This window comes from Couchioplanes caeruleus, from assembly GCF_023499255.1.
In the GTDB taxonomy this organism is placed as follows: Bacteria; Actinomycetota; Actinomycetes; order Mycobacteriales; family Micromonosporaceae; genus Actinoplanes; species Actinoplanes caeruleus_A.
Window position 1 is genome coordinate 1,114,067 of the sequence record NZ_CP092183.1, and the last position, 21,404, is coordinate 1,135,470.

The 21,404-nt window shown below is 72.1% G+C and carries 30 protein-coding genes; 21 read left to right on the forward strand and 9 right to left on the reverse strand.

Annotation, left to right across the window (positions count from 1 at the left end):
- Positions 1–23: 23 nt before the first annotated feature.
- Positions 24–953: a TPM domain-containing protein gene (locus COUCH_RS05280; protein WP_249610968.1), complete on the reverse strand. Its 930-nt coding sequence runs from the start codon at positions 951–953 to the stop codon at positions 24–26.
- A 50-nt stretch (positions 954–1,003) separates the two neighbouring features.
- Between COUCH_RS05280 and COUCH_RS05285 the strand changes: the two genes are divergently transcribed.
- Positions 1,004–1,774 (forward strand): phosphotransferase, encoded by a 771-nt coding sequence (locus COUCH_RS05285; protein ID WP_249610969.1) that lies wholly within the window; start codon positions 1,004–1,006, stop codon positions 1,772–1,774.
- 4 nt (positions 1,775–1,778) lie between these two features.
- The gene (locus tag COUCH_RS05290) at positions 1,779–1,991 is read left to right on the forward strand and encodes a hypothetical protein (protein WP_249610970.1); all 213 of its coding nucleotides are present in this window, start codon (positions 1,779–1,781) and stop codon (positions 1,989–1,991) included.
- Positions 1,992–1,997: 6 nt separating this feature from the next.
- On the opposite strand, the gene COUCH_RS05295 is transcribed toward COUCH_RS05290, so the two are convergent.
- Positions 1,998–2,588: a GNAT family N-acetyltransferase gene (locus COUCH_RS05295; RefSeq protein ID WP_249610971.1), complete on the reverse strand. Its 591-nt coding sequence runs from the start codon at positions 2,586–2,588 to the stop codon at positions 1,998–2,000.
- Here COUCH_RS05295 and COUCH_RS38810 point away from each other — a divergent pair.
- The 5 genes from COUCH_RS38810 (at position 2,562) to COUCH_RS05325 (ending at position 6,223) form a co-directional block, all read left to right on the forward strand.
- The gene (locus COUCH_RS38810) at positions 2,562–3,194 is read left to right on the forward strand and encodes an Lrp/AsnC family transcriptional regulator (RefSeq protein WP_275980125.1); all 633 of its coding nucleotides are present in this window, start codon (positions 2,562–2,564) and stop codon (positions 3,192–3,194) included. The two genes, COUCH_RS05295 and COUCH_RS38810, sit on opposite strands and share 27 nt — an antisense overlap.
- 65 nt (positions 3,195–3,259) lie before the next feature.
- Positions 3,260–3,778 (forward strand): SigE family RNA polymerase sigma factor, encoded by a 519-nt coding sequence (locus COUCH_RS05310; RefSeq protein WP_249610972.1) that lies wholly within the window; start codon positions 3,260–3,262, stop codon positions 3,776–3,778.
- Position 3,779: 1 nt separating this feature from the next.
- Entirely contained in the window at positions 3,780–4,382 is a 603-nt protein-coding gene (locus tag COUCH_RS05315) for a LytR C-terminal domain-containing protein (protein ID WP_249610973.1), read from the forward strand.
- 360 nt (positions 4,383–4,742) lie between these two features.
- A complete protein-coding gene (locus COUCH_RS05320) occupies positions 4,743–5,162 on the forward strand; it encodes a C40 family peptidase (RefSeq protein WP_249610974.1) in 420 nt (139 codons plus the stop codon).
- 251 nt (positions 5,163–5,413) lie between these two features.
- Positions 5,414–6,223 (forward strand): RNA polymerase sigma factor SigF, encoded by an 810-nt coding sequence (locus tag COUCH_RS05325; protein ID WP_249610975.1) that lies wholly within the window; start codon positions 5,414–5,416, stop codon positions 6,221–6,223.
- 134 nt (positions 6,224–6,357) lie between these two features.
- On the opposite strand, the gene COUCH_RS05330 is transcribed toward COUCH_RS05325, so the two are convergent.
- Positions 6,358–7,110, reverse strand: coding sequence for a LamG-like jellyroll fold domain-containing protein (locus COUCH_RS05330; RefSeq protein WP_249610976.1), 753 nt, complete (start codon positions 7,108–7,110; stop codon positions 6,358–6,360).
- Between the two features lie 84 nt (positions 7,111–7,194).
- Positions 7,195–7,923, reverse strand: a complete 729-nt coding sequence (locus COUCH_RS05335; protein WP_249610977.1) for a hypothetical protein — start codon at positions 7,921–7,923, stop codon at positions 7,195–7,197.
- A 255-nt stretch (positions 7,924–8,178) separates the two neighbouring features.
- Here COUCH_RS05335 and COUCH_RS05340 point away from each other — a divergent pair, with 255 nt between their 5' ends.
- The gene (locus COUCH_RS05340) at positions 8,179–8,769 is read left to right on the forward strand and encodes a DUF4352 domain-containing protein (protein ID WP_249610978.1); all 591 of its coding nucleotides are present in this window, start codon (positions 8,179–8,181) and stop codon (positions 8,767–8,769) included.
- A gap of 9 nt (positions 8,770–8,778) precedes the next feature.
- Here COUCH_RS05340 and COUCH_RS05345 read toward each other — a convergent pair whose 3' ends face one another.
- On the reverse strand, positions 8,779–9,336 hold the full coding sequence (locus tag COUCH_RS05345) for a hypothetical protein (RefSeq protein WP_249610979.1): 558 nt from the start codon (positions 9,334–9,336) through the stop codon (positions 8,779–8,781).
- A gap of 129 nt (positions 9,337–9,465) precedes the next feature.
- Between COUCH_RS05345 and COUCH_RS05350 the strand changes: the two genes are divergently transcribed.
- From COUCH_RS05350 to COUCH_RS05385, 8 genes are all read left to right on the forward strand, one after another.
- Positions 9,466–10,107: an SIMPL domain-containing protein gene (locus COUCH_RS05350; protein WP_249610980.1), complete on the forward strand. Its 642-nt coding sequence runs from the start codon at positions 9,466–9,468 to the stop codon at positions 10,105–10,107.
- A gap of 62 nt (positions 10,108–10,169) precedes the next feature.
- Entirely contained in the window at positions 10,170–11,423 is a 1,254-nt protein-coding gene (locus COUCH_RS05355; protein WP_249610981.1) for a DUF4407 domain-containing protein, read from the forward strand.
- A 143-nt stretch (positions 11,424–11,566) separates the two neighbouring features.
- On the forward strand, positions 11,567–12,046 hold the full coding sequence (locus tag COUCH_RS05360) for a 2'-5' RNA ligase family protein (RefSeq protein ID WP_249610982.1): 480 nt from the start codon (positions 11,567–11,569) through the stop codon (positions 12,044–12,046).
- 44 nt (positions 12,047–12,090) lie between these two features.
- Positions 12,091–12,657, forward strand: coding sequence for a Uma2 family endonuclease (locus tag COUCH_RS05365; RefSeq protein ID WP_249610983.1), 567 nt, complete (start codon positions 12,091–12,093; stop codon positions 12,655–12,657).
- A gap of 9 nt (positions 12,658–12,666) precedes the next feature.
- Positions 12,667–13,272 carry a hypothetical protein gene (locus COUCH_RS05370; RefSeq protein WP_249610984.1) on the forward strand — a complete coding sequence of 202 codons (606 nt, stop codon included), beginning with the start codon at positions 12,667–12,669 and terminating at the stop codon, positions 13,270–13,272.
- A gap of 121 nt (positions 13,273–13,393) precedes the next feature.
- Complete coding sequence (locus COUCH_RS05375; protein WP_249610985.1) at positions 13,394–13,966, forward strand: CalY family protein; 573 nt, start codon at positions 13,394–13,396, stop codon at positions 13,964–13,966.
- Positions 13,967–13,968: 2 nt separating this feature from the next.
- Complete coding sequence (locus COUCH_RS05380; RefSeq protein ID WP_249610986.1) at positions 13,969–14,502, forward strand: S26 family signal peptidase; 534 nt, start codon at positions 13,969–13,971, stop codon at positions 14,500–14,502.
- Positions 14,503–14,558: 56 nt separating this feature from the next.
- Positions 14,559–15,746, forward strand: coding sequence for an RCC1 domain-containing protein (locus COUCH_RS05385; protein WP_249610987.1), 1,188 nt, complete (start codon positions 14,559–14,561; stop codon positions 15,744–15,746).
- On the opposite strand, the gene COUCH_RS05390 is transcribed toward COUCH_RS05385, so the two are convergent.
- A complete protein-coding gene (locus COUCH_RS05390) occupies positions 15,743–16,327 on the reverse strand; it encodes a TetR/AcrR family transcriptional regulator (protein ID WP_249610988.1) in 585 nt (194 codons plus the stop codon). The genes COUCH_RS05385 and COUCH_RS05390 overlap by 4 nt on opposite strands.
- A gap of 109 nt (positions 16,328–16,436) precedes the next feature.
- On the opposite strand from COUCH_RS05390, the gene COUCH_RS05395 reads away from it, so the two are divergent.
- The gene (locus tag COUCH_RS05395; RefSeq protein WP_249610989.1) at positions 16,437–16,862 is read left to right on the forward strand and encodes an ester cyclase; all 426 of its coding nucleotides are present in this window, start codon (positions 16,437–16,439) and stop codon (positions 16,860–16,862) included.
- A gap of 81 nt (positions 16,863–16,943) precedes the next feature.
- On the opposite strand, the gene COUCH_RS05400 is transcribed toward COUCH_RS05395, so the two are convergent.
- On the reverse strand, positions 16,944–17,414 hold the full coding sequence (locus COUCH_RS05400) for an Lrp/AsnC family transcriptional regulator (protein ID WP_249610990.1): 471 nt from the start codon (positions 17,412–17,414) through the stop codon (positions 16,944–16,946).
- Between the two features lie 69 nt (positions 17,415–17,483).
- Between COUCH_RS05400 and COUCH_RS05405 the strand changes: the two genes are divergently transcribed.
- The gene (locus tag COUCH_RS05405; protein ID WP_249610991.1) at positions 17,484–18,404 is read left to right on the forward strand and encodes a DMT family transporter; all 921 of its coding nucleotides are present in this window, start codon (positions 17,484–17,486) and stop codon (positions 18,402–18,404) included.
- Here the strand turns inward: COUCH_RS05405 and COUCH_RS05410 are convergent.
- Positions 18,388–18,726, reverse strand: coding sequence for an STAS domain-containing protein (locus tag COUCH_RS05410; protein WP_249610992.1), 339 nt, complete (start codon positions 18,724–18,726; stop codon positions 18,388–18,390). The two genes, COUCH_RS05405 and COUCH_RS05410, sit on opposite strands and share 17 nt — an antisense overlap.
- A gap of 199 nt (positions 18,727–18,925) precedes the next feature.
- Between COUCH_RS05410 and COUCH_RS05415 the strand changes: the two genes are divergently transcribed.
- From COUCH_RS05415 to COUCH_RS05425, 3 genes are all read left to right on the forward strand, one after another.
- Complete coding sequence (locus tag COUCH_RS05415; protein WP_249610993.1) at positions 18,926–19,687, forward strand: TetR/AcrR family transcriptional regulator; 762 nt, start codon at positions 18,926–18,928, stop codon at positions 19,685–19,687.
- Between the two features lie 143 nt (positions 19,688–19,830).
- Positions 19,831–20,574 (forward strand): PRC and DUF2382 domain-containing protein, encoded by a 744-nt coding sequence (locus COUCH_RS05420; RefSeq protein ID WP_249610994.1) that lies wholly within the window; start codon positions 19,831–19,833, stop codon positions 20,572–20,574.
- A 67-nt stretch (positions 20,575–20,641) separates the two neighbouring features.
- Positions 20,642–21,088 carry a YsnF/AvaK domain-containing protein gene (locus COUCH_RS05425; RefSeq protein ID WP_249610995.1) on the forward strand — a complete coding sequence of 149 codons (447 nt, stop codon included), beginning with the start codon at positions 20,642–20,644 and terminating at the stop codon, positions 21,086–21,088.
- Positions 21,089–21,094: 6 nt separating this feature from the next.
- Here COUCH_RS05425 and COUCH_RS05430 read toward each other — a convergent pair whose 3' ends face one another.
- Positions 21,095–21,400 carry an STAS domain-containing protein gene (locus COUCH_RS05430; RefSeq protein ID WP_249610996.1) on the reverse strand — a complete coding sequence of 102 codons (306 nt, stop codon included), beginning with the start codon at positions 21,398–21,400 and terminating at the stop codon, positions 21,095–21,097.
- Between the last annotated feature and the right edge of the window lie 4 nt (positions 21,401–21,404).

A 21,404-nucleotide genomic window follows, 5' to 3' on the forward strand; every position in this document is an offset into this window, starting at 1 on the left:
GCTCGGAGGCCGAGCAGCCGGCTTCACCAGCTTCCGGACGCCCCTGAGCCGTCGGAGCTGCCGCCGCCGAAGCTCGAGCCCGTGTCGGGTGACGAGCTGAAGGTCGGCGCCGACGTGTCGGTGCTCCCGGCCACCCACGCGGTGTGGTGGTGATGGTGGTGCGGGGACCTCAGCCCGCCGGCCGGGCGCACCCAGCTCGGGGAACTCCCGCGGGGCGCGCCGGAAACGGCGCCGGCGGCGCGCGAGACCACCGCGAAGATGAGGCCGATCCCGGCCAGCGCGACGATCAGGATGGCCCAGGCCGACCCCGATCCCTCGTCGTCGCCGGAGTCGTCGGGGAAGGCGAAGTCGCCGTCGGCCACGTAGCCGGACCCCGTCCCGCCGCCGGACACGAAGTCGGAATCCGGCTCGTCGCCGGCAGGCTCGGCCAGGGACTCGAGCCGGGCGTTCGCCGGGAGGGAATGACCCAGCTCGCGGCGGACCTCGTCGAGGCCGGCGAGGATACCCAGCTGGTAGTCGCCGGCGGCGAAGCGCGGAGTGACGACACCGTCCACGATGGCCTTGGCCTCCCGGTCGGTCAGCCGCTTCGTCACACCCCGGCCGGTCTCCAGGCGTACCCGATGGTCGTCGACGGCGACGACCAGCAGGACCCCGTTGTTCTTGTCCTTCTTGCCGACGCCCCAGCTGTTGAAGAGGCCGGTCGTCCAGGCCTCGATGCTCTCGTCGCCGGTGGTGGGCACGACCGCGACGGCGATCTCGTCGGAGGTCGCCTTCTCGTCCCGCTTCAGGATCGTGGTCACCTTCGCGCACAGCGCGCCGCCCAGCACGTCGGTCCGATCGACACACCGGCCCGGCTTCGGGTACGCGGGCGCCGCGGCGGCCGGGGTCGTCCAACCCATCAGTGCCACGCCCACCAGCAGGGACGCCGTCACTACCCTCGTACGCGATCTCATGCGCTCAATATGAGGCACGCACACAACAGGTTGATCACGGGGGAGAGGCCATGGCGCCCAGAACGGTCACCAGGGACGATCTCGCCGCCGTGGCGGGCGCCGCGCTGGGCGGAGGGCGCCGGCTCGAAGCGGTGCAGCGGCTCGCCGGCGGAACGCGCAAGGGCGTGTACCGGCTGACGATGGACGACGCCACGACGGCGGTCGCCTATCTGTGGGAGGCCTCCGAGAACTACTGGCCGGCGCGGGAGAACGACGACGACCCGGCCGACCCGTTCACGGCCGGCGTGGGCCCGGACCTCTTCGAGGCCGCGTACGCCCGCCTGGACTCCCTCGGGCTGCGGGTTCCCGAGGTGTACGCGATCGACCGGAGCCGTACCCGCTACCCGGCCGATCACGTGGTGCTGGAGGACTTCCCGGGCGGGAACCTCATGGACCGGCTCGCCCGCGACCCCGTCGCCGCGGAGCCGACGATGGCACGGCTCGCCGAGGGACTGGCCGCGATGCGGGCACATCGCGCTCGCGCGTACGGGAAAGTGGCCGTGATCGACGGCGGCGGCGCCTCCCGGTGGCCCTCGTGCGAGCAGGCCGCCCTGGATTTCGCCCTGCGCTGCCTCGCCGAGGCGGCCGGCCGGGACCGGCGGATCGCCGAGGCGCGGGACCGGCTGGAGGAGCGGCTGCGGGAGCTGGCCGCCGCTGTCCGGCCGCGCAGCGAGTACGCGGTCGTGCACGGCGAGCTCGGCCTCGACCACGTGCTCGTCGACCGCGACGGCCGTCCGGTGCTCATCGACATCGAGGACCTGCTGTACTTCGACGTCGAATGAGCACGTGTTCCTGCGGATCCGCCTCGGCCGCGACTATGCACGGCTGGCGGCCGACGGGCTCGACGAGGACCGGCTCGCGCTGTACATGCTGACCCAGCGGCTGTCGCTGACCGCGGGACCGCTGCGGCTGCTCGACACCGACTTCCCCGACCGTGCGTTCATGGCGCACATCGCGGAGCACAACCTGACCGAGGCGCTGGCCCTGCTGGGCCGTTGACCCGTGTCAGCGGTTCGCCGGCCACTCCGAGGCGAGCATGGCGAAGTCGAGCTCGGTGGTCCACTCGCCCTTGAACATCTCGTTCTCCACGAGGCGGGCTTCCTGGCGCATGCCGAGCCGGCGCAGGACCGCGGCGGACGCGTCGTTGCGCTCGTCGACGCGGGCGATGATGCGGTGCAGGCCCAGGTCCTCGAAGCCCAGCCGGAGCATGGCGCGCGCCGCCTCGGTGGCGTACCCGTGCCCGGCATGGCCGGGGTGGAAGACGTAGCCGAGCTCGCCGCTGAGGTGTTCGCGGCTGATCCAGTACAGCAGCACGTCGCCGACCAGCTCCCCGGTCTCCGCGAGCTCGACGCCGAGCGTGATGCCCTGCCCCGCGTCGGTGAGGACGGTGGCCGCCCAGTACGTGGCGAGCCGTTCCGCGATCGTCCCGCCGTCCATCGGCTCGAACGGCACGTACCGGCAGACGTCGGGCCGGCTGCGGTACGCGAGCAGCGCACCGGCGTCGCCGGCGGTCAGCGGGCGCAGCAGCAGGCGCTCGGTGCGGATCGGGTACGAGGGACGCAGCTCGAGCTGCGGGGGAGCCACCACAGCGCTCATCGTGCCAGCCGGCCTCGCCCCCGCGCGACGACGTTCTCGGCCCGGGCGCGGGCCCCTCCGCCGGGGTGGTGCCCGTGGCCCGGGCCGTACGCAGGATCTCCGCCAGCGTGCCGCCGATGGCCCGTACCCGGGCGGTCGCCTGCGCGGACGTCTCGTGGTGCAGTTCGACGGCCGTGGCGTGCACGATGCCGCCCCCGGCAGACCAACCGCGACCTCGCCCGCAAGCTGGGCATCGCCCCGTCGACCTGCCTCGAGCGGGTCCGGGCACTGCGCGAGCGCGGCGTCATCACCGGCTACCACGCCGAGGTCAGCCTGGCCGCCCTCAACCGGCCGGTCCAGGCGCTGCTGCACGTCCAGGTCCGGCCGCTGAGCCGTACGGTGATGGACGGCTTCAAGGCGTACGCGATGGCGCTGCCCGAGGTGCTGTCGGTGTTCGTCGTGGCCGGCGGCGACGACTTCCTCGTGCACGTCGCCGTGCCGGACGTCGACGCCCTGCACGCGTTCCTGATGGACAAGTTCAGCGGCCGGCGGGAGATCGTCGGGTTCCGCAGCTCGGTGATCTACCAGCACGCCCGCAAACAGGTCGTCGAACAACTCGACGCCTGAGGCAACCGGCCCGGCGGTTCCGGGGTGTTTACGTCTGTGCGGATTTCTCAAGGGACACCATCGCCATGACCCGCGGCGGCACCGAGGACTTCGACGCGTTCTACGCGGCCACCGCGCGGCGCGTGGTGCTGCACGTGTACGCCGTCTGCGGTGACCTGGGCGACGCTCAGGACATCGTGCAGGAGGCGTACGCGCGCGCGTGGCAGCACTGGCCGAAGGTCTCGGCGTACGACAACCCGGAGCAGTGGGTGCGGACCGTGGCGTGGCGGCTGGCGGCCAACCGCTGGCGCGGCTTCAAACGGTGGCTCGCGGCGCAGGCCCGGCTGGGCGGTCAGCCCACCACCACGGCCAGCCCGACCCCCGACCGGGTCGCGGTGATCGCCGCCCTGCAACGGCTGCCCGAGGCGCAACGGCAGACCGTGGTCCTGCACTACCTGCTCGACATGTCGGTCAGCGACATCGCCACCGGCACGGGGGTCCCGTCCGGAACGGTGAAGGCCCGCCTCGCCCGGGCCCGCACCGCGCTCGCGGACCTGCTCAGCGACGAAACACCGGAGGTCAACGATGCCGCGTCCCGTTCGTGACATGCTGCTGGACCTGGAGGAGGACGTCAGCCGCGCCCCCCTCGCCCCGGCGGCACAGATCCGTGCCCGCGGCCGCACCCGGGCCCGCCGCCGCACCGCGCTGGCCGCGACCGGCCTGACACTGGTCGCCGCCGGTGCCGGAACGGCCGTGCTCCGGTTCACGGGCGACCAGCCGCCCCCCACGTCATCGCCACCCCCGGCCGCCGCGCCGGCGGACCTCTGCGCCCGGCTCGACCTGAGCCTTCCGGACGACCCGGCCGACATCCCCGTACGCGTCCTCGACGGCGCGGCCACGGCCGGCCTGGACCGGACCGTGGTCCAGGACCTGCACAAACGCCGCTTCACCCGGGCGGTCGCGGCCGGTGAGGCGGCGGAACGCACGGACGCGGTGGCGGTCCTGCAGTACGGCCCGGAAGCGGTCGGCGAGGCGGTGGTGCTGCGTGCCATGCTGCGCAACGAGGCGGTCCTGCACTTCGACCCGCAGCGGGACGGGGTCGTGGAGCTGGTGATCGGCAACGGCTTCCGGCGGTTCGCGTCGGTGACGGAGGTGAATCAGGCGCTGGTCGAGGCCGGCAGACCGACCGCACCCCCGGAGTGCCGCTGACCGCGCCAGCCCCTCCCTGTGGCCTCGACTGTGGGAGCTTCAACGTCCACTGAACGCGACGAATCGACGGCGCGTCTTCTTGACTAATTTCTATCCATATGCGGCTTGACTTGTGGTGCCCATCACAAGCTAGCGTCCCCTTTGTCCAGAAAAATAGCTCGGGTCCTGGCTGTCCGCATTTTCGCGGCGGCACCGGCACCGCGCCGGCGCAGGAGCTCACACGCGTGTCCCGAGCCGATCGAGGAGACTTAGCTGTCCGCTCGTCGCATGCGCCTGGCCGCTGTTACCGGCGCTTTCACAGTTCTGTTCGCCTCCGCTCCGGTGCACGCCGCGCCCGCGCTTCCGCAGATCGTGCGGAAGGTGGTAAGCGCCGGGAAGCCCGTCGCGGTTCGTCAGGCGCCGACGCTCACGCCGCTCGAGCTGTCCCGGCGACATGCCCGGGCGCGGGTGCGGGTGGTGTCGTACGCCCGGGCTCAGCGAGGTGACTGGTACGCGCACGGCGCCAGCGGGCCGTCGCGGTGGGACTGCTCGGGGTTGACGTCGGGGGCGTACCGGACCGTGGGGATCCGGCTGCCGCACTCGTCCGCCGCACAGGCCCGGCGGGGCATCCGGGTCACGCCGCGGTACGCGAAGGTCGGCGACCTCGTGGCGATGAACGGGCATGTCGGGGTGCTGGTCGGGCGGTGGCGGATGGTCGACGCGCCGGGCCCGGGGCGGCGGGTGGTCGAGCGGGCGGTGTTCCGTACGAGCACGCTGCAGTTCCGCCGGCTGATCGGTTGAACGCGGATGGACGGGGAACAGTAATGTCATTCACGTACGCGCTGATCAATAACGCACCGACCGGCTGGAGCGCAACCTCCTTTGGGTGCGAGGTTTCCGGCCGTACAGGTGAGTTTGAGCATGCCCTGTTTGCGGGCAAGACGTCCGCACACCGCAGCACCTCGCGGGCTGCCGGCGCGTCCCCCGTGCCGGCCTGTCCGTCGAGTACGGAGGGCTGCCGACGCCGGCAGCCGGATACAGGGAGCTTGTTCATGACCGTCATCGCCGTTCCCGCTCACGACGCCGACACCCGCACGGACGCGTCGGCGAGCACGGACAGCGCCAGTGAGTTCATCACTGCGATGGCGAGCCTGCCCGCGGGGCACCCGTCGCGCCCGGCTCTGCGTGACCGCGCGATCGAGGCGTGGCTGCCGCTGGCCCGGCACCTGGCCAACCGTTACTCCGGCCGGGGCGAGCCCACCGACGACTTGTACCAGGTGGCCGTGGTCGGGCTCATCAAGGCCGTCGACCGCTTCGAGCTGGACCGCGGCGTGGAGTTCGCCGGTTTCGCGATCCCCACGATCGTCGGTGAGCTGAAGCGGCACTTCCGCGACCGCACCTGGTCGATCCGGGTGCCGCGTCGGCTGCAGGAGCTGCGGCTGGCCATCACGGGCGCCAACAGCACGCTGAGCCACACGCTGGGCCGGTCGCCCACGGTGACGGACATCGCCGAGCACCTGGGTATCACCGAGGAAGAGGTCGTCGAGGGGCTGGAGGGCGCGCGGGCGTACACCGCGGCGAGCCTCTCCACGCCGGTCAACGCCGACGGCAGCACCGAGCTGGGCGACACGATCGGCGGCATGGACGACGGCTTCGAGCTCACCGAGCTGCGGGTGGCGCTGGGCCCGGCGCTGGCCATGCTCAGCGAGCGCGAGCAGCGGATCGTCAGCCTGCGCTTCTACGGCAACATGACCCAGTCGCAGATCGCCGAGCAGGTCGGCATCTCCCAGATGCACGTGTCGCGCCTGCTCACCAAGGCGCTCGCGAAGCTCCGCGACCAGCTCGACGGCTTCGCCGCCTGATCTGGGCGAGCTGCTGATCTGGGCGAGCTGCTGATCTGGGCGAGCTCCTGATCTGAGCGAGTTCCTGGCCTGAGCTCCTGGCCTGAAACGACATGAGCCGGCGCCACCCGAGAGGGGGCGCCGGCTTCGTGGCGTCAGGCGATGGCCACCCAGACGTCGTCGAGCGCGCCCTGGAACTGGTCGTTGTCGGTGTACGCGCCCTTGCCGCCGACGCTCAGCGGGTTGCGGTTGGACACCGACAGGTCGGCCGGGATGCGGGTGCTGCCGCGCCGCTCCCCGTCCACCCGGATCACGAGCATGCTGCGCTTGCGCCGGCACTCGAGGCTGTGCCAGGCGTTGTCCGCGACGGTGATGCTGCTCTTCGCGATGTGCACGCGCCGGGTCCGGCCGTCCACGAGGGCGCAGCTGGGCTTGCCGGCCAGCCCGTCGATCTGCAGCTTGTACTGGCTGCCCCGGGCGGAGTAGCCCTTCTGCAGCACGTTCTGGCCCTTGGTGGTCTGGTCCGGGGCGAGCAGCACGGAGGCGCCGAAGCGGATCAGCCGCTTGCCCGGGTTGAGGTCCTCGGAGCTGCGGGCGCGCAGGGCGACCCGGGGGCACGGCTCCTCGTGGCAGGCCGCCGGGAACGTGAGGGCCACGCCGTCGCCGCGGGGGATCGTGGCCACGGCGCCGCCCGCGCCGCTGACCGGCGCGAGCACGTGCCGGTGGCCGGAGAGGTCGAGCAGGCTGCCGGCGTCGGGGTCGTCGAACGTGTAGCGCGCGACCTGCGTACCCCAGGAGGTGGTGCTCGCGTCGGCGCGTATGAAGAACGACCCGGCGAGCGTGGCCGCCACCGCGGTGGCGGCCACGGCCACGGCCGCCCGGCGGCGACGGGAAAAGTGTGGTGTCATGTCCGAATCATCCCTATTTACCGGTACGGCGGCAGCCATGGCGGCGCGGTCGAACGGCCAGGACGTGCTGGCCGAACGGAGGGGTCACTTTCCGGTCCCCGCCTCTTCGGCGGCCAGCTCCTCCGCGGGCGCCCCGAGCTCGTTGACGACCAGCGCGGGGGCCCCGAGCTCGTCACCGGCGGGCGCGGGCGCCCCCAGCTCGTCGCCCACGACCGGTACGTCCACCCACAGCGCCCGCAGCTGGCCCTGCATGAACGTGGTCAGCCGGGCCCGGTACTCGCGGTCGAACTCCTCGAGCGACTCGATCTGCTGCTGCAGCGCCTCCCGCTTCGAGCCCAGGCTCCCGACGGCGTCCTCGTACCGCTGCTGCGCCTGCAGTTTGAGCTGCTCGGCGTGCTCCTCGGCGTCACCGGTGATCTTCTGCGCCTGATCGCGCGCCTCGGAGACGATCTTCTCGGCGTTGCGGCGCGTCTCCTCGGCCTGCGCGTGGGCCTCGCGGGCGGCCTTCGCGGCCGCCGCCCGTGCCTCGGCGAGGACCCGGTCGGCCTCCTTGCGGATGTTCCTGGAGTGCGCCTCCGCGTCCTTGGCGATCTGATCGGCGGCCGCCTGGGCGTCCGTGCGGATCTTCTCGGCCTGGCGGTTGGCGATCGCGATGTGTTCCTCGGCCGTGCGCTGGGCCAGCGTCAGCACCTGCAGGGCCTGGTTCGGGTGCATGGCGCCGGGCACGATCAGCGGGTGCTCCGAGGTCGCGGTGTCCGGCGCGCTCCCGTTCAGCACGGCTTTGAGCCGGTCCTTGATCTGTGTCTCGGTCACAGCGAACTCCCGTGGGTCATGAGGGGGTCTAGCCAGGTGCATAACGGGCGAAGGCGGCATTCCGGCGCGGGCGTGAGACCAGGTTCGCGGCTATGAGGCGTACGGGCGGCCGCTGCGTGCCGACCGGACCACAGAGGGTGACTGTTCGGCCCACTACGCCACGGCTTACGTGCGGGTTTGGTGTAGTGCGTGGCCGGGTCCGGTATCTCTCGGGTGGCTACCCGGCCACGCCACGCTGGACCGAGGGGGTCGCCGATGCCGTACCGCCGGCTGCGGCAGCACCTCGCGACGCGTACCGACGACTGGTGGCCGTGGCTCGTCGTCGTCTTCGCGGTGCTGCTCACCGCGGGTTGCGTCACGCTCGTCGCGGCCATCGGCGCCGCCGCCGACCAGCTCTCCGCCGGTCTCGGCGGGACCACCCGGCAGGCTGCCCGCGCGGACGCTGTGGCCGGCCGGATGAACGAGGAGGTCGCCGACGGCCGCTTCGAGTTCGCCGTCACCGGGATGCGCTGCGGCGTACGCCAGGTCGGCACCCGGCGGCTCGGACAGAAGGCGCGCGGCCGGTTCTGCCTGGTCACCGTCACGGTCAAGAACATCGGCCGGCGCGCGCGGACCCTCGACGCCGGCGCGCAGACCGGATACGCCGCCGACGGCCGGGCGTTCCCCAGCGAGGCGGGCGCCGCCATGTACGCGGCCGGCCCGGGCCGGACGGTGCTCGAGCGCATCGATCCCGGCGTCCGCGTACGCGGCACGCTGGTCTTCGACGTCCCCCGGGGAACGAGGCTGGCGTCCGTCGTGCTGCGCGGCTCGGCGCTGACCCGGGGCGTACGCATCCCGCTGGCCTGAGACGCGCACCTAGTTGTTGAAGCACTTCCAGTAGACGTCGTCGATGAGCAGCACCTTCGTGGAGGCGTCACCGAAGAGCGAGACGCGGAAGTAGACCGTCGTCGGCCCGTTGACCCAGTCCGGCGTCTGCACCTCGGCCCACTCGGTGCCGACGGTCACCCTGTTGAGGGCGATGTAGCGCCAGGTGGCCGGGTCGATCACCTCGACGTTGACGGTGCTGGTCCGGCCCGGGGTCTCCGTACGCAGCGACGCCTGGATGGAACACTTCGTGCCGCTCGGGGTGGCCGGCGCCATCGTGGCGGACCGGCCCAGCGAGCCCCAGCCCGTGCCGCCCGCCGCGCTCTCCCGCAGATAGCCGACGCCCTTGTGCACGGGGTCCGCGGTCTGCTTGACGCCGCCGGAGTACGGGCCGCCCGGCGTGCTGAACTCCCAGGCCACGTACGAGCCGGCGAAGTTGAAGTTGTCGGCGCCGTAGTACATCAGTCCCGCCCGGGCGGGGGAGCAGACGCCGGCGACGGTGCCGATCGTGGCGATGAGGGCGGTCAGGACGCGGGTCGATGCGCGCACGGCGGTCTCCTGAAGATCGGGACGGGCGGGTCGCTCCCAGGATGGGCAGCGCGCCGGCACGCCCGCCGGGAGTTGCCCGAACGCCTCGGACGCATATCCGACTCCGCGCGCGGTGGGTAGGTTCGGGGGATGCCTGAGCAACCGATGGTCGTCGTCCGTGGTGAGGCCGTCCGGGAAGTGCCCCCGGAGATCGCCCAGTTCTCCGTCACCGTCTCCGTACGCGACAAGGACCGGCAGGTCACGCTGACCCGGCTGACCGAGCGGGCCGCCGAGGTGCGCACCGCGCTCGACGACTACCCCGACGCGGTCGAGCGGCGGGAGACCAGCGGGGTCCGGGTGCACCCGCAGCTCAAGCGCGGTGGCAGCATCTCCGCGTACGTGGGGAGCGTCAGCACCACGGTGACCGTGACCGACTTCGCCGCGCTGGGGGAGATCCTGCTGCGGCTGGGCCGTGGCGAGGACGCGGCCATCTCCGGGCCCTGGTGGCAGCTGCGCCCGGGCAGCCGGGCCGGCGCCGACGTGCGGCGTGAGGCGATCACCGACGCGCTGGGCCGGGCCCGGGAGTACGCGGACGCGGTCGGCGCTCGGGTGGACCGGCTGGTGGAGATCTCCGACGAGGGCACCGGCGGCGGGGGCGGCAGGATGCGGGCCGCGGCGTACGGGATGGAGTCGGCCGCCGACCTGGAGCTCGAGCTGGACCCGCAGCCGCAGACCGTGCACGCCTCGGTGATCGTCCGCGTGGCCATCACGGAGCCGTCCTCGCTCACCTGAGGAGACCACCCGATCCACCCGTTTCGCCCGCGCGGCCGCGTGCGATCAGCGAGACTCGCAGCATGCGTCGCTTGTTGCTCCGGATCGCCAACGTGAACCCGGACAGCGTGACCACGCACTCGGACCGGGTCCTCTACAGCGCCATCGGCGTGTTCATCATGCTCTATTTCGTGTACGCGACGGTCGGCGGCGCCGCGTTCGTCGACGCCAGCGCGAACTACACGCACCCGTGGTGGCAGTGGCTGGTCGGGCCGCTGGTCGCGACCGGCGTGGTGGCGTACGACCGGGCCGTGGTGGGCCGGGTGGCGATCAACTACGAGCGGCTGGAGTCGTCGGACCCCGCTGACCTGCTGCGCCGCCCGACCGTCGGGCTGTACGCCGGCCGTCTCGCCCTGGCCCTGCTGTTCGCCGTGATCATCACCGAGCCGCTGATGCTGGCCCGCTACCAGGGCGAGATCGACGCGCGGCTCAACGAGGTGCACAACGAGCAGATCAGCCAGGTCGAGCAGGGCGGGGCGATCGCCGCGTACGACGCCCGGATGCAGCAGCTCAAGCGGGAGACGGCGGCGGACGACCGGGCCGTGCAGGCGCTCACCACACGCGCTGCGCAGAAGCGCAGGGACGCCCGTACCGTTTATGCCCAAGCCCTCGCCGACTCCGAGGGTGACGGCGTCTCCCGCAAGGCGGGCTGCCCGGAGGGCGGCTATTGCGACACGCTGGTGAAGCGGTCCCGGGGCCTGGACGACCAGGCCGCGCGCCTCGACGCGCAGGCCGCGGAGCTGCAGAAGAGCCAGGAGGCGGCGCGGCAGTCGCGGGCCGCCGAGCAGGCGGACCTGACCCGCAAGATCAGCGATCAGCGTACGGCCAACGCCGAGGCGATCGAGGCCGACGCCGGCTTCGGTGCCCGCACCAAGGCCATGTGGTACCTGGTGACCAGCGACTTCTGGGGCATCGGCGTCTTCTACATCGGCATCGCGCTGCTGCTGGTCGCCCTCGACTGCGCCGCGGTCGGCCTCAAGTTCGTCTCGCACGGCAACGCGTACGAACGCAGCGAGGCCCGCGTCGCCCGCGGCCGGGAGCACGAGGCCGCGATCGGCTACGAGCAGGGCCTGCGCGATGCCCGCCGGTACGCCGAGGCCACCTCGCGGGTGATGGCGGAGAGCATCGGCAAGGCGTCGCACGACGAGGAGCTGGCGGACATCGCGGTGGAACGCGCCCGCGCCCACCTCTACGACAGCGTGACCGGGGCGCCGCTGCCGCCCGTGCCGGTGATCGAGCGCCACACGCTGCGCGATGTGGACAGCATCAGGGCGTAGTGCAAATTGCACGGGACGGCTAGTATTTCACTCCGGCGTACCGCCTGCCCACGCTCTGTTATCGGCGGTGACGCCGGGCTCGAAGGACGGCGGAGGCGGCGAGCGATCGTCGTCCCCGCCGTTGCGCGTCTACCGTTCCCCTGATGCACACGGTCGAGCTCCTGCTGGACGCCCCGCTGTCATCCCGTGTCCGGGAGGTCTGGCACGACCTCGCCGCGGCGGGCCTGCGCAGCCTCGCCTCGCACCAGCACCCCACGAACCGCCCGCACGTGACGCTGGCCGCCGCCGACGCGCTGTCGCCCGGTGTCGTGCCCGCCCTGGCCGCGCTGCCGCTCGACGTGGAGCTGGCCGACGTGGTGTTCCTCGGCCGGACGGTGGCCTGGCGGGTACGCCCCTCGGCCGCGCTGCTGTCGATGCAGCGATCGGTGTGGGAAGCCCTCGACGGCCGGGAACGGAATCCGCTGCACGAGCCGGGGCGCTGGGTGCCGCACGTGAGCCTGGCGCTGCGGGTCAAGCCGGAGCTGCAGGCCCGGTACCCACGCTCCGTCGGTGCGGCGGCGGGCAGGGCGGTCGCGGCACGCACGTACAACTCCGAGACGCGCACGGTCACCGGTCTGGCCTGACGATATGTTGAGGGGCGTAGCACTTCACGGTCCAGGAGGTAGGTATGACCGCCGAGATGGTCGCGCCGGCTTGGATGCATGAGCAGGTCACCGCGGAGCAATACGCGACCTGGACGGAAGAGCAGTGTGCGGGCATCGAGATCGTGGATGGGATGGTTCTCGTGAGTCCGAGCGCTTCCAAGCGCCACAACCGCCTGGCCCGGCTCCTGGCCAACGCCTTGGACAGCGCCGCGGGGCCGGACTGGAACGCCGACACCGACTTCGACGTCCGGCTTCAAGATGTGCCGCTCAACAATCGTCGTCCCGACGTGACGGTGTATCGGGCGGACGCCCTGGATGTGTCACCGACCCGGCCGGAGCACGTGCTTCTGGTGGTCGAGGTCGTGTCGCCGGGCTCGGAGACCACGGACCGGATCGTCAAGGCCGACCAGTACGCCAAGGCCGGCATCCAGTTCTACTGGCGCGTCGAGCAAACCCCTACCGGTGCGCCGCTGGTCTACACATACGTTCTCGACCCGGCGACCGGCCGCTACCGCGACGGCGACATCTTCGCGGGCGTCGTGAGGGTCGCCGTGCCCTTCTCCGTCGACGTCGACCTCAGCCGGATCTGATGGACCGGCGTGGTTGATCCTGCGTCGTTCGTCGACGGCGAGAACTGGACCGGCGGCTTCTACGAGCTTTGCCTGGAGCTCGGCCCCCGCGACGACCAGCGCCTGCAGGCGGCCCTGACCGCCCTCTGGCAGGCGGCCGGGATCGACGGCTGCTGCGCCGACAGCGGCCGGGAGCCCGAGGATCAGCCCGCGGTGCCCTGCACGGTCGGGTCCCTGGAGAGCCTCGGCCACCTGCGGGGCCGGGTCGCGCTCCCGACCGGCCGGCGGGTCGTCTGCGGCTGCTTCGCCGTACGCGACGATGGCGACGGACCCGAGTGGATCGAGCTGTACCTGCCCCTCGGCGCGCTGGCCCGTACGGACCGGCGGATCGGCGGCTACCCGTTCGACTCGCGCAGCGGGCCGGAGTCGCTGGACTGGCGGAGCGGGCTCGACGACTGGCTCGTCGCGATCGCCGGGCAGGTGCACAGGCAGGTACCAGTACGGCTGGGGCTGGTCGGTTTCGAGGTGGATTCGGTCTCTGCCGAGACGCTCGGCGGCGTCGTCCCGCAGGAGCGGTGGGCGGGTTTCCTGCTGCCGGCCGGCGACGGACTTCGGTACGAGCCGGCCAACCGCTGAGCGGTCGGCGGGGGACTTGCCGGGGACTTGACGGGCGCTTGAGCCCGCGTTGAGACGGGCCGCCGAACTATCGGGCAACAGCGACGGCGATGCCCGCCGCGCCGGGTCCGAGAGGAATGTCATGCAGCTTGCGGGGATGAAGATGGTGGCCGTGGGCCTGACCGTGGCCGGTGGGATCGCGGTCAGCTCCGGGGTCATGTGGCAGGCGTCCAGCGCCGCCTTCACCGCCTCCACCGGGACCGCTGCCAACTCCTGGAACGCCGGCACGGTGGTGTTGAGCGACGACGACAGCGCCGTGGCGATGTTCAACGCGACGAACCTGCGGCCCGGCTCGACCGGTGACAAGTGCATCACCGTGTCGTACACCGGCAGCCTGTCGTCGACCGTGAAGATGTACGGCACCGCCGTCTCCGGTGCGCTGACCCCGTACGTGGACCTGGTGATCGAGGAGGGCAGCGGCGGCGGTTTCGGCAGCTGCACCGGCTTCACGCCGTCCGGCACCGCGTACACCGGCACGCTGGCGAACTTCGGCAGCACGAAGACCGGGTTCGCCACCGGCGTGGGCACCTTCGCCCCGAGCGGTTCCGGGCAGCAGAAGACGTACCACGTCACGTACACGGTGAACGCCGCGACGCCCGACACGGCGCAGGCCGCGTCCGCCGCGGCGACCTTCACCTGGGAAGCGAACAGCTGACCATGACGGCCGTCGCCTGGACCGGTGCCCGCCGGATGCCGGTGCTGCGCCTCTCCGCGGGCGCGGTACGCCTCATCGCCGTCGCCGCCCTCGCGGGGGTCGCGGCCATGCTCGCCTGGACCGCGCTGCCCGCCGTCTGGGGCTGGCAGCCGACGGTCGTGACCAGCGGCTCGATGAGCCCGTCCCTGCACCGCGGGGACGTGGCGGTCACCTCGGCGCCGCCCGCCGGCTGGGAACCGGCCGTCGGCCAGGTCGTGGTCGTGCCGGATGCGCTGCGGCCGGGCCGTACCCGCATCCACCGGATCGCCGGCATCGACGCCGACGGCATGCTGATCACCCGCGGCGACGCGAACGGCAGCGACGATTCCTTCCGTACGGCGCCGGCCGACGTGCGGGGCATCGGCCGGCTGCTCGTCCCGCGGGTGGCGCTCGGCAGCCTTGAGCTGCGTGAGGGGCGTCCGGTGTTGTTCCTCGCGCAGGGTGCCGCCGTCGTGGCCGCGCTGGCGCTGGTGCTGCGCCCGGCCCGTAAGCCCTGATTCCTCACCTCGGGCGGTTGCCGGCCGACGATGACAGCGGACGGAGAAGGAGCGGCGTGAGGCGTCTGCTGATAGCGACTGCGGTGACCCTGGCGGCCATGGGCGGCCTCGTCGGTCTGGCCCGGTCCGATGCCGCCTTCACGGCCAAGACGACCACCTCGGTCAAGTTCACCGCCGCGCCCGCCTTCTCGTCCGGCGGCCTCTACGGCTGGGGCGACTCGTCGTCCGGGCAGACCGGCGCCGCCGCGTCCGGCTCGCTGGCCACGCCCACCGCGGTCGGCTCGGTCACCACGTGGGTGCGGCCGGCAGCGGGTGCCGGGTTCGCGTGTGCCGCGCGTACGGACGGCACGTTGTGGTGCTGGGGCGCCAACGCGTCCGGTCAGCTGGGGCTCGGCGACCTGGCCGCCCGTACCTCCGGCCCGGTCCAGATCGTCGGCGCGACGACGTGGACCGCCGTGGCGACGGGTCGCCAGCACGCGTGCGGTGTCCGCTCGAACGGGACACTCTGGTGCTGGGGTGCGAACGCGTCGGGGCAGCTGGGGCTCGGCGACACCACGGACCGTACGGCTCCGGTGCAGGTCGGCGCGGTGACCACGTGGCGGACGGTGACGGCCGGGACGGCGTACACGTGTGGCCTGCGTTCCGACGGCACGATCTGGTGCTGGGGTGCGGGCGCGTCGGGTCAGCTGGGCCTGGGCACCACCACGGACCGCACCGCCCCGGTGAAGATCGGCACCACGACCACCTGGAACGCGATCACCGCCGGTGCCGCGTACGCCTGTGCCACCCGTACCGACGGCAGCCTCTGGTGCTGGGGCGACAACGCCGCCGGCCAGCTGGGCCAGGGCAACACCACGACGAAGCTCTCCCCGGTCCGGGTGGGCGCCGGCGTCTGGCGGACGGTGTCGACGGGTGGACAGCACACCTGCGCGATCGGTACGGACAGCAGCCTGTGGTGCTGGGGTGCCAACGCGTCCGGCCAGCTCGGCCTCGGTGACACGACCAACCGCACCTCGCCCGTACGCGTGGGCTCGGGTACGGGCTGGCGAACGGTCACCCCGGGTGCCCAGCATTCGTGCGCGACCGACACCGGCAACGCGGTGTGGTGCTGGGGTGCCAACGCGTCCGGCCAGCTGGGCCTCGGTGACACCACCGGCCGTACGGCACCCGCCCAGGTCCCCGCGTTCACCGCGCGCCCGATCGGCTCCGGGCCAGAGGCGAACACGACCCTGGCCATCGCTTAGGGCGTCGACCCGCGGACCTGCTCGACGAGGAGCTGCAGGCGCTCGGCGGCGTGCCCCGGGCGGAGCCGGCCGTGGCGGTCGAGCTCGACCAGCCCGTGCAGCGCCGCCCACACGACCTCGGTGAGCGTGTCGACGTCGCGCGTGCCGGCGACCGCCGCGACCGCCTCGCGCAGCTCGGTGAACGCCTCGATCAGCGGCGTGGGCGTGTCCTCCGTGCCGCCGAAGTGCAGTCGCGTCGACCGGGTGAACATGGCGTCGTAGAGCGCGGTGTTGCTCGCAGCGAAGTCGCTAAAGGCGGCGGCGACCCGGCCGACCTGGTCGGCCGGAGTGGGGCTGCCACGGCGGGCGGCGCGCAGCGTCTCGGTGAGCTCGCCGAAGCCTTCCAGCGCGACGGCCTCGACGATGTCCTCCATCGACCCGAAGTGCTTGTACAGCACCGGCTGGCTGTACTCGATCTCGGTGGACAGCCGGCGCGTGGTGACCGCGTTCCAGCCCTCGCGCTCGGCCAGCGTGCGCGCGGTCTCCGTGATGAGCCGGCGACGGGCGAGACGCTCGCGCTGCCGGCGGTCTTCGATCGCCATATCTGACTGTAGCACCGCTACTGTTTCTATCAGTGCTATTGACACGAGCGCTCCTGAATAGTTAGCGTTGCTAGCGTTAGCATCGCTAACCAAGTTCAGGAGGCGTCACATGTCCCAGGAACAGCACCTCGCCGACCTCTTCGTCGAGATGATCAACACGCACGACCCGGACCTGGTGGACCGGTTCGTCGCCGAGGACTACCTCAATCACAACGCCTTCGTCGCCGACGGTCGCGAGGCGAACCGCCGGTTCTGGGGCATGTTCTTCGCAGGCCTGCCCGACGTGACCGTCACGAGGGAGGACCTCGTGATCTCCGGGGACCGCGTCGTGGGCCGTTTCGTCTACCGCGGCACGCACACCGGGGAGCTCATGGGCTTCCCCGCCACCGGCAAGCCGGTCGAGATGCACAGCATCGACATCTGGCGGGTTCGGGACGGCTTGTTCGCCGAGCACTGGGACGAGCTGAACCTGATGCAGGTGTTCCAGCAGATCGGCGCCCTGCCGGCCCTCGGCGGAACCGGGGCGCAGGCATGACGCTCGTCGTCGCCCGGGCGGTCCTGCAGGGCCTGGCCGTGCTCGGCCTGGGAATCAGTCTCCTCAGCTGAGCCGGTACCGCTACGCCTCGGCGGTGAGCGGTAGCGGCGAGGTCCCCTTGATCTCCTGCAGGCGCAGCAGGGTCGTCAGCCGCTGCGCGCCTTTGAAGGACAGCTGGGTGAGGACGTGCTGCAGTTCCGCGACGTCGCGCGCCACGATCAGCATCATCACGTCGATCTCGCCGGCCACCCAGTCGGCGGCGATGACCTGGGGCATCGCCAGCACCGCCTTCTGGAAGGCCAGGTCGGCGCGCGGGTCGTGCCGGCCCAGCCGGGCCGACACGTACACCTGCAGCGGGAAGCCGGCCTCGGCCGGGTCGAGCTTGGCGGTGACGTGCCGGATGACACCGGACTTCTTCAGGCGCCGGATGCGGTTGAGCGTGGCGGCGGGGGACAGGCCGACGAGCCGGGCCAGTTCCAGGTTCGACCGGTCGGCGTCCTGCTGCAGTTCGTTGAGGAGCTGGACATCGATTTCATCAAGTCGGGCTGCCATGTGACCAAATATAGTTTCGTGATCCGGCCGAGCCGGCGAATCTGACGTCGTGGTGCGGACGATCGTCTGATGCGCACCGATCGTCGACTCGTCCTGCTCGCTCTCGCCACCGCCGGCCTGCTCTGGGGCACCACCGTGCCCTTGACGAAGGTCGCGCTCACCGGCATGGGCCCGGCGTGGCTGACGGTGGTGCGGTTCGTCATCGCGGCCCTGCCGCTCGCGATCGTGGCGCGGCGCGGGCTGCGGGCGGCGTCGTCACCGCGGGCGCTCTTCTGGGGCGCCATCGGGTACGGCGGGGTCATCGTGCTGCAGAACGCGGGCATCGCCCGGACCAGCGTGAGCCACTCGGCCCTGATCGTCGGGGCGACCCCGGTGCTGGTGGCGCTGCTCGGGGTGCTGACCCGGCGGGGCGGCGCGACCGGCTCGACGTGGGCGGGCGCCGCGTTCTCGCTCGCGGGCATCGTGGTCATCGCCGGCCACGGCGGCGGTACGGCCACCCTCGCCGGCGACACGCTGGTGGCCCTGTCCGTCCTGCTGTCCGCCGCGTTCCTGCTCGCCCAGCCGGCCGTGCTGGCCGGGCGCGATCCCGTCGCGGTGACCGCGGTGCAGTTCGGTGTCGGCGCCGTCGTGACGCTGCCGGCGGCCGTGCTCGTCGACGGTACGGCGGCCCTCTCCCTGACCCCGGCCGCGGTGGCGGCGACCCTCGTCCTCGCGATCGCGGGCACGCTCGTCCCGTTCACGCTCTTCGCGTGGGGTCAGTCCCGGGTGACGCCCGCGGTGGCCGGCGCGTTCGTCAACCTGGAGCCGCTGGTCGGCTTCGCGCTGGGGGTGGCGGTGTTCGGCGACGCGCTCTCCGGCCCGCAGATCGCCGGGGGTGTCGCGGTCGCGGGCGGGCTCGCGCTCACCTGCGTGCCGCTGCTGCGGACCCCGCGGGCGGACCGCCCGGCCCCGGCGCCGGAGCGCGAGCCGGTGCTCACCGGCGGCCGTTGAAGACCTCCAGCATCCCGGTCGTGACGAGGACCTGTTCGACGATGCCGCGGGCGTTGGCGACGTGGAAGCCCTTGCGTGCCTCCGTGGTGGCGAGGAACCCGTGGACGAGGACCTGCAGCGCCGCGGAGTCGATGAACGTGGCGCGGGCCAGGTCGACGGTGACCGCCTCGGCCCGGGCGTCCGCCGCGGCCTCGAGGATGAGGCCGCGCAGCGTGGGGCAGGCCTGCAGGTCGATGTCGCCGCCGGCGTGCACGACGAGGGTCGCCGTGCCGCCGAGGCTCATGACGTCCGGCTCACGCAGGATCGTGTAGTGCTCGTGCACGCCGGCTGCCTCCTCGATGGCCGCGTCTGCGGGCGGCCTCTTGCCCGAGCCGGGACGTGATCAATCGCGCCGATGCCGTTTATCGCATAAACGATATAGCCGGTGACGGTCCGATGTGAAATTCACTCCGCTTCGGTGTCCGCTTGATCATGGTCTATGGCAGACTTGCGCCGTACGTCACCCTCCGGGAGGTCGCACCGTGCAGGATCCGGACAGCCCCCGCGGTCGCGGTGCGGCCGGCGTGCCCTCCGCCGACGCCGCCGGCGCCGCCCGGGGTGGCCTCAGCCGCCAGCGGATCATCGACGCCGCGGTCCAGTACATCGACGAGCACGGCCTGCGCATGCTGACCATGCAGCGGCTCGGCGCGTACCTGGGCGTCGAGGGCATGGCCCTCTACAGGTACGTGCCGGGGCGCGAGGCGCTGCTCGACGGCGTGGTCGAGGCCGTGGTGGACGAGCTGTTCGGCGACCCCGACGTGCACCTCGAGGCGCATGCCGGCTGGGTGGACTACCTCCAGCGCCTGGCGCACGGCCTGCGCCGGATCGCGCTGGCCCACCCCGAGGTGTTTCCGCTGGTGGCGACCCGTCCGCCGGCCGCGCCCTGGGTACGCCCCCCGCTGCGCAGCCTGCGCTGGATCGAGTCGATGCTGCAGGTGATGATCGAGGCGGGGTTCTCGGACGAGGACGCGGCGGCGGTGTACCGCGCGTTCAGCAGTTTCCTGCTGGGGTACCTGCTGCTCGAGGTCTCCGGGCGGGGCGTGGAGACCGGGCCGGTGGAGGAGCCGGAGGTCGCGCCGGTCGGGGACCTCAGCGACTACCCGATCCTGGAGCGCCTGGAGCCGCACCTCTCGGTCGACGTCGCCGCCCAGGACTTCGAGGAGGCGCTGGAGGCACTGCTGGATCGGGTCGCGCTGCTGCTGCCCCGGCGCCGGCGCCCCGCCCGCCTGACCGAGGGAAAGTAATTCCCACGGGTTGTTTATGACGTAAACGGCCGGGCACTTTCCGGGGTGCAACGACGTCGCCGGCATCCGATGAATACCCCCGTGGCGACGTCCATGCGTCCATCCCAGTGCGGTCGGCGATCGCCTGTACCCCCGGAGGCCCCATGATCACCCAGAACGACCTGTCCCGGCTCGACGGCACCGACGTCTACGACACTGACGGCGACAAGATCGGCTCGGTCGGCCAGGTGTACCTGGACAACACCACCGGCGAGCCCGAGTGGGTGTCGGTGAAGACCGGCCTGTTCGGCACCAAGGAGACGTTCGTCCCGCTCGAGCGGGCCGGCTTCAGTGAGGACCGCGTCGTCGTCGCGTACGACAAGGCGCGGGTCAAGGACGCGCCGCGGGTCGACCCGGACGGCGAGCTGAGCCCCGCCGAGGAGCGCGAGCTGTACACGTACTACGGCCTGTCCGCGGGCAACGGCGGCGAGTACCGCGAGGACACCGCCACCACCGCCACCACGGGCGGCAGCGACGACGCGATGACCCGGTCGGAAGAGCGGCTCGTCGCCGACACCCGGACCGAGCGGGCCGGCACCGCGCGGCTGCGCAAGTACGTGGTGACCGAGCAGCAGCAGGTCCGCGTACCGGTCTCGCACGAGGAGGTCCGCCTCGAGCGCGAGCCGATCACCGAGGCCAACCGGGGTGACGCGTTCGGCGGCCCCGACATCAGCGAGGCCGAGCACGAGGTCACGCTGCACGCCGAGCGCCCGGTGGTGGAGACCGAGGCGGTGCCGGTGGAGCGCGTACGCCTCGGCAAGGAGACCGTCCGCGACGAGGAGACCGTCAGCGGCGAGGTGCGCAAGGAGCAGATCGAGTTCGACGGCCCGGAGGGTCGCAACCGCTGACGTGGCGGCGCCCGGGCCCGTTTCGCGCGGGCCCGGGCCGCGCCGGCCGGCAGGGAGGGCTGGAACCATGAGCACCGCCGATGTGAACGACCTCGGTTCCGACGACGCGATGACCCGCTCGGAGGAGCGGCTCGTCGCCTCCACCGAGGTGTACGAGGCGGGACGCGCCCGCCTGCGCAAGCACGTGATCACCGAGGAAGTGCAGATCACCGTCCAGGTACGCCGCGAGGAGCTGCGCCTGGAACGCGAGCCGATCACCGAGGGCGGGCGGGAGCTGGTGCACGACCCGGACGTGTTCGGGCCGCGCGAGGTGTTCGAGACGCCCGAGGGCGGCGTCATCTACGAGGTCACGTTGCACGAGGAGCGGCCCGTGGTCACCACGGAGATCGTTCCGGTGGAGCGGGTACGCCTCTCGAAGCTGGTGCACACCGACGCGCACGTGTTCGCGGGCGAGGTCCGCAAGGAACGCATCGAGGCGGAGCTGCCGGGGCAGGACCCGACCGTGCTGGGCTGACCGGGCTCAGGTGCCGGTGAGGGTGTCGTACATGTCGGTGAGCTCCAGGACCAGGCGGACGTTCGGGTGCACCCCGGTGATCCGGAACGTCCGTCCGGTCCGTGCGGCCTCGGCGTAGGCCCGGTCCATCGCGGCGATGCCGGACGAGTCGCAGAACGTGACGCCGGTGAGGTCGGCGACGACCGCGGTGGCGCCGTCGGCGAGGGCGGCGGACACCGCGGCGCACAGCTCGTCGGCGGTGACCATGTCGAGCTCCCCGGCGACGCGCAGGCGTACGCCACCCTCGTCGCCGGCCTGCTTCTCGATGATCACGCGG

Coding starts and splice junctions, on each gene's coding strand:
- COUCH_RS05280 (WP_249610968.1), bottom strand. CDS start 953: ATGAGATCGCGTACGAGGGTAGTGACGGCGTCCCTGCTGGTGGGCGTG.
- COUCH_RS05285 (WP_249610969.1), top strand. CDS start 1,004: ATGGCGCCCAGAACGGTCACCAGGGACGATCTCGCCGCCGTGGCGGGC.
- COUCH_RS05295 (WP_249610971.1), bottom strand. CDS start 2,588: ATGAGCGCTGTGGTGGCTCCCCCGCAGCTCGAGCTGCGTCCCTCGTAC.
- COUCH_RS05310 (WP_249610972.1), top strand. CDS start 3,260: ATGACCCGCGGCGGCACCGAGGACTTCGACGCGTTCTACGCGGCCACC.
- COUCH_RS05315 (WP_249610973.1), top strand. CDS start 3,780: ATGCTGCTGGACCTGGAGGAGGACGTCAGCCGCGCCCCCCTCGCCCCG.
- COUCH_RS05325 (WP_249610975.1), top strand. CDS start 5,414: ATGACCGTCATCGCCGTTCCCGCTCACGACGCCGACACCCGCACGGAC.
- COUCH_RS05330 (WP_249610976.1), bottom strand. CDS start 7,110: ATGACACCACACTTTTCCCGTCGCCGCCGGGCGGCCGTGGCCGTGGCC.
- COUCH_RS05340 (WP_249610978.1), top strand. CDS start 8,179: ATGCCGTACCGCCGGCTGCGGCAGCACCTCGCGACGCGTACCGACGAC.
- COUCH_RS05350 (WP_249610980.1), top strand. CDS start 9,466: ATGCCTGAGCAACCGATGGTCGTCGTCCGTGGTGAGGCCGTCCGGGAA.
- COUCH_RS05355 (WP_249610981.1), top strand. CDS start 10,170: ATGCGTCGCTTGTTGCTCCGGATCGCCAACGTGAACCCGGACAGCGTG.
- COUCH_RS05360 (WP_249610982.1), top strand. CDS start 11,567: ATGCACACGGTCGAGCTCCTGCTGGACGCCCCGCTGTCATCCCGTGTC.
- COUCH_RS05365 (WP_249610983.1), top strand. CDS start 12,091: ATGACCGCCGAGATGGTCGCGCCGGCTTGGATGCATGAGCAGGTCACC.
- COUCH_RS05375 (WP_249610985.1), top strand. CDS start 13,394: ATGCAGCTTGCGGGGATGAAGATGGTGGCCGTGGGCCTGACCGTGGCC.
- COUCH_RS05380 (WP_249610986.1), top strand. CDS start 13,969: ATGACGGCCGTCGCCTGGACCGGTGCCCGCCGGATGCCGGTGCTGCGC.
- COUCH_RS05390 (WP_249610988.1), bottom strand. CDS start 16,327: ATGGCGATCGAAGACCGCCGGCAGCGCGAGCGTCTCGCCCGTCGCCGG.
- COUCH_RS05395 (WP_249610989.1), top strand. CDS start 16,437: ATGTCCCAGGAACAGCACCTCGCCGACCTCTTCGTCGAGATGATCAAC.
- COUCH_RS05400 (WP_249610990.1), bottom strand. CDS start 17,414: ATGGCAGCCCGACTTGATGAAATCGATGTCCAGCTCCTCAACGAACTG.
- COUCH_RS05405 (WP_249610991.1), top strand. CDS start 17,484: ATGCGCACCGATCGTCGACTCGTCCTGCTCGCTCTCGCCACCGCCGGC.
- COUCH_RS05420 (WP_249610994.1), top strand. CDS start 19,831: ATGATCACCCAGAACGACCTGTCCCGGCTCGACGGCACCGACGTCTAC.
- COUCH_RS05425 (WP_249610995.1), top strand. CDS start 20,642: ATGAGCACCGCCGATGTGAACGACCTCGGTTCCGACGACGCGATGACC.